Annotated in this window: 4 protein-coding genes; 3 read left to right on the top strand and 1 reads right to left on the bottom strand. The window is 74.5% G+C overall.

Annotated elements, in window-relative coordinates:
- A partial coding sequence (locus DQW85_RS27810) for a xanthine dehydrogenase family protein molybdopterin-binding subunit (RefSeq protein ID WP_162795433.1) occupies positions 1-1,451 on the top strand: 1,451 nt, incomplete at its 5' end.
- A 10-nt stretch (positions 1,452-1,461) separates the two neighbouring features.
- Positions 1,462-3,018, top strand: a complete 1,557-nt coding sequence (locus DQW85_RS27805) for a phospholipase D-like domain-containing protein (RefSeq protein WP_113702855.1) — start codon at positions 1,462-1,464, stop codon at positions 3,016-3,018.
- A gap of 38 nt (positions 3,019-3,056) precedes the next feature.
- On the opposite strand, the gene aroQ is transcribed toward DQW85_RS27805, so the two are convergent.
- A complete protein-coding gene (gene aroQ, locus DQW85_RS27800) occupies positions 3,057-3,509 on the bottom strand; it encodes a type II 3-dehydroquinate dehydratase (protein ID WP_113702854.1) in 453 nt (150 codons plus the stop codon).
- 165 nt (positions 3,510-3,674) lie between these two features.
- Here aroQ and DQW85_RS27795 point away from each other — a divergent pair.
- On the top strand, positions 3,675-5,175 hold a 1,501-nt coding region (locus tag DQW85_RS27795; protein WP_205315458.1), incomplete at its 3' end, for an ABC transporter ATP-binding protein.

Raw genomic sequence — 5,175 nt, 5'->3', positions numbered from 1 at the left:
GGGCCGCCGCGCACCGGGCGCGGCTGGCGCTGGACGCGGACGGGCGCTTCGTCGCGCTCCACGCCGACGTGGTCGGCGACCTCGGCGCGCACCCGTCCAACGTCGGCGCCTCGCCGTTCGCGGTGACCGCGACCACGCTGCCCGGCCCGTACCGCTTCGACCGGACAGGGGTACGGCTGCGCGGCGTGGTCACGACGACCACTCCGACGGGGTCCTACCGGGGGTTCGGCCAGCCGGAGGCCACCTACACCAGGGAGCGGCTGATCGACGAGGCCGCGCGGCGGCTCGGGCTCGACCCGGTCGAGCTGCGGCTGGGCAACATGATCGGCCCAGACGAGCTGCCCTGCGCCACGCGGACCTGGCAGACGTACGACTCGGGCGACTACCCGCGCGCCCTGCGGACCCTCCGCGACCTGGTCACGCCGCCGGCCCGGGACGACGGCCGCAGGCGCGGGGTGGGGTTCTCCTGCCACGTCGAGGCGACCGGGCTCGGGCCGTCGATGGACATGAAGGCCATGGGGATGCAGGCGGGCGGGTTCGAGACCGCGGTGCTGCGCATGGAGCCGGACGCCTCGGTCGTCGTCGCCTCGGGCGTCACAGGCATCGGGCAGGGCATCGAGACGGCGCTCGCCCAGCTCGCCGCCGACCGGGTCGGGGTGCCGCTCGACCGGGTACGGGTGGTGCTCGGCGACACGGCGGCCACGCCCTACTCCTCGATCGGTTCGATCGCGAGCCGCTCGCTGGCGTTGGGCGGCGGCGCGCTCGTCCAGGCCGCGGACCGGCTGAGGGAGAAGATCCTGGCCATCGCCGCGCACCGGCTGGAGGCGGCGCCGGACGACCTGGAGATCACCGGCTCGGCCGTACAGGTGAAGGGCGACCCGCGCGCCTCGCTGACGCTGCGGGAGATCGCCACGTCGGCGTGGCGCGCCTGGGACCTGCCCGAAGGCGCGACCCCCGGGCTGGAGGAGCGGGTCAGCTACGACCCGCCGGCGTCCACCTACGCGTACGGCGCGCACGCCGCGGCCGTGGCCGTCGACCCGGAGACCGGCGCGGTCGAGGTGGAGGGCTACTGGGTGGTCAACGACGCCGGCGTGCTGGTGAACCCGGCCATCGTGGAAGGCCAGATCCGCGGCGGCGTGGCGCAGGGCATCGGCATGGCGCTGACGGAGGAGATCGTCTACACCGGCGACGGGCAGCCGATCATCGACTACCTGCTGCCGACGACCCGCGAGATCCCCGACATCCAGGTGCTCTGCCTGGAGACCTCCTCGCCCATCACCCCCGGAGGCATGAAGGGAGTCGGCGAGGCGGGCACGATCGGGCCACCCGCGGCGATCGGCAACGCGGTCGCCGCCGCGCTGCCGGAGGTGGCCGGCGATGTCACCGCCACCCCGCTGACGCCCGAGGGCCTGTGGACGCTGCTGAGGAATGCGGGGGACCGGCCCGGGTAGCGGGAGGCGGATGCGCCTCGATGAGTGGTTCCTCACCGACGAGGAACGGGACAACCCGTCGACCCGGCTGACGGCCTGGTCGACGGGCAACCTCGTGCGGCCGCTCGTCCACGGGGCCACGTACTTCGCCGAGCTGAAAGCCGGCCTCGACCGGCTGGGCCCGCGTGACCTGCTGCTGTTCACCGACTGGCGCGGCGACCCCGACCAGCGGCTCACCGACACCGGCCCCGGGATGGCCGCCGCGATGGCGCAGGCCGCGCGCAGGGGAGCGCTCGTACGCGGCCTGATCTGGCGCTCCCACCTGGACGCGCTGCGTTTCAGCGCCGCGGAGAACAGGCACCTGGGCGAGGACGTCGAGGCCGCCGGCGGCCAGGCCCTGCTCGACACCCGGGTACGGATCGGGGGCTCGCACCACCAGAAGTTCGTCGTGCTGCGCCACCGCGGCGACCCGGCCGGCGACGTGGCCTTCCTGGGCGGCGTCGACCTGTGCCACGGCCGCCGGGACGACGCCGGGCACCGGGGCGACCCGCAGCCGCCGCCCATGTCCCCCGAGTACGGCGAACGGCCGCCGTGGCACGACGCGCAGGTGGCGATTCACGGGCCGGCCGTGGCCGAGGTGGAGAAGGTCTTCCGCGAACGCTGGGACGACCCCGCCCCCGAGACCCGCCAGCCGTTCAGGCGGCTGCGCGACCACCTGGAGCGGATGGACGACGTGCCGCCGCTCCCGCCGCCCAGGCCCGCGCCGGAGCCCGCAGGGACGCACGCCGTCCAGCTCCTGAGGACCTATCCCTACCGGCGCCGCCCCTACCCGTTCGCCCCGAGGGGAGAGCGGAGCGTGGCGAGGGGCTACCAGAAGGTGCTGCGCAGGGCCCGCTCGTTCGTGTACCTGGAGGACCAGTACCTGTGGTCCACCGACGTGATCGAGCCGTTCGCCGAGGCGCTGGAACGCGAGCCGGAGCTCCGCATGATCGTCGTGGTCCCGCGCCACCCCGATCAGGACGGCTGGCTCGCCGCCCCCGCCAGCCTGATCGGCAGGAGCGAGGCGCTGGACCGGCTGCGCCAGGCGGGCGGCGACCGGTTCGCCGTCTACGACCTGGAGAACCACGCGGGCACCCCGGTGTACGTGCACGCCAAGGTGTGCGTGGTCGACGACGTGTGGGCGAGCGTCGGCTCCGACAACGTCAACCTGCGGTCGTGGACGTACGACTCGGAGCTGAGCTGCGCGGTGATAGACGAGGAGCTCGATCCGCGCCCGCCCGCCGGTGGGCGGGTGTTCGCCAGGCGGCTCCGGCTCATGCTCGCGGCCGAGCACCTGGACCGCGATCCGGACGACGTGGACGAGCTGTGCGACCCGAAGGCCGCGTTCGAGGCGTTCGCCGAGTCCGCCGACCGGCTGGCCGCCTGGCACCGCGGCGGGTGCCGGGGGACGCGCCCGCCGGGACGGCTGCGCCCGCACTCCCGGCCGGAGGTGGGGCGGCTGCGCAAGGTGCTGGCCCTGCCGCTGTACAAGCTCGCGGTCGACCCCGACGGGCGCCCCGCCGACCTCCGGCGGGCACACCGCTTCTGACCCGCCGGGCTTTCTGACCCGCCGGGCGCCTCCCGCGGCTACGACCGCGCCGCCTGGTACAGCCCGTGGATGGCGAGGACGTAGCCGTACACGCCGAAGCCGACGACGATGCCCCGCGCCACCGGCGACAGGTAGGAGTGGTGCCGGAACTCCTCTCGCCGGTGCACGTTGGAGATGTGCACCTCTACCACCGGCAGCTCCACGGCCTCGATGGCGTCGTGCAGCGCGACCGAGGTGTGCGTGTAGGCCCCGGCGTTGAACACCACGCCGACGCACCTGCCGGCCTTGACCTCCGCGCCGGCCTCGTGGATCCAGTCGATCAGCTGGCCCTCGTGGTTGGACTGCCGGAAGACGGCGTCCAGCCCGAGCTTGCCGGCCTCCTGGCGGCACAGCTCCTCCACGTCCGCCAGCGTGGTCGAGCCGTAGACCTCGGGCTTGCGGGTGCCGAGGAGGTTGAGGTTGGGCCCGTTGAGTATCAGGACGGATGACATCGCGCTCACCCTAACAGCGGCTCCCGGGAAATTCGATTGAGCGCGCCGCCGGGCCTCTGCTGTACTCGCGGTGACAGGTGGCCGATCCAGGAGGCGGGGAAATGCGGCGAGCGTTCATGTCCACCCAGCTCAGAGCTTCCACCTACGCAAAGGACATGACGCTTCTTGCGCACGCTCAACTTGGGGATCCTGGCCCATGTAAACGCCGGTAGGACACGCGCGAACCCCGGGATCCCGGTCCTGCGGCACCTGCGTCCCGGCCGCCGCCAGGCGGCGGCGCTCGCCGTCTCCGTCACCGCCATGACGGCGCTGCCCCTGGCGGCGCCCCAGCTCACCCGGCGCTTCGTGGACGGCGCGATCGACGGCGCCGGGACCCGCCACCTCACGCTCGTCGCGCTCGGCTTCCTCGCGGTCGCCGTCGCCGGACAGGCCGCCCGGCTGGTCACGGCCTGGCTCGCGAGCCGGCTCGCCTGGGACGGGACCGACCGCCTCCGGGAGCGGCTCGCCGAGCACGCGCTCGGCCTCGACCTGGCCTTCCACGTCAGGCACCCGCCCGGCGAGATGATCGAACGGGTCGACGGCGACGTGGTGGCCGTCGCCGACTTCGTCGTCGCGTTCCTGCTGGACGTGGTGGCCGGTGTGCTGCTCCTCGCGGGGATGCTCGTCGTGGTGTTCACCGTGGACCCGCTCATGGGCGCCGCGCTGCTGGCCTACTGCGCGCTGGCCGGGTTCGGGATGGCCCGCGCGCAGCGGCTCGCCGTGCCGTCGGCGGCCCGCTCCCGGGCGGCCGACGCGGAGCTCGTCGGCCACCTCGAGGAGCGGCTTGCAGGGGCGGAGGACATCCGGGCCAACGGCGCGGGCGAGCACGTCGTACGCCGCTTCCACCAGGTCGCCGCCACCTGGTACGGGGCGGACGTCAAGGGCTCGCAGGTCGGCAGCGGCCTCATCGCGGGCACGGCCGTGGCGTTCGCGGCGGGCACGGCCGTCGTGCTCGCCCTCGCCGCGTGGGGCCGCCAGTCCGGGACGCTCACGGTCGGCACCGCCGTCCTCCTCTTCCAGTACACGCTGATGGTCCGCGCCCCGTTCGAGCGGCTGATCGACCGGCTGCGCGGCTACCAGGCGGCCCTGGCCGGGGTGGCTCGCATCGGCGCCCTGCTGGCCGAGCGCCGGACGCTGCCCGAACCCGCCCGCCCCAGGCCCCTGCCCGCGTCCGGGCCGCTCGCCCTGGAACTCGACGGCGTGAGCTTCGCCTATGACGCCGGCGAAGGGGTGCTGTCGGACGTCTCCCTCGCGCTGGCGCCCGGCGAGACGCTCGGCCTGGTGGGCCGTACGGGCAGCGGCAAGACCACCATCGCCCGGCTGGTGCTGCGACTCCACGACCCCGGCGAGGGCGCGGTCCGGGTCGGCGGGCTGGACCTGCGCGAGGCCGACCCGGCCTCGGTACGCCGCCGGATGTGCGCGGTCACGCAGGACGTGCGGCTGTTCGCGGCGAGCGTGCGGGACAACCTGACGCTGTTCCGGCCACTCGCGGACGACGCCCGGTTACGCGCCGTCCTGGACGAGGTCGGCCTCGGCGGCTGGCTCGCCGGGCTGCCCCGCGGGCTCGACACCGAGCTGGGCGGCCCGTCCGCGGGCGAGGCTGCGCCAGGCGGCGGGACGGCAGGCG

It is taken from the genome of Nonomuraea lactucae (assembly GCF_003313395.1).
Lineage (GTDB): Bacteria > Actinomycetota > Actinomycetes > Streptosporangiales > Streptosporangiaceae > Nonomuraea > Nonomuraea lactucae.
This window is presented reverse-complemented; position numbering and strand designations above follow the sequence as displayed.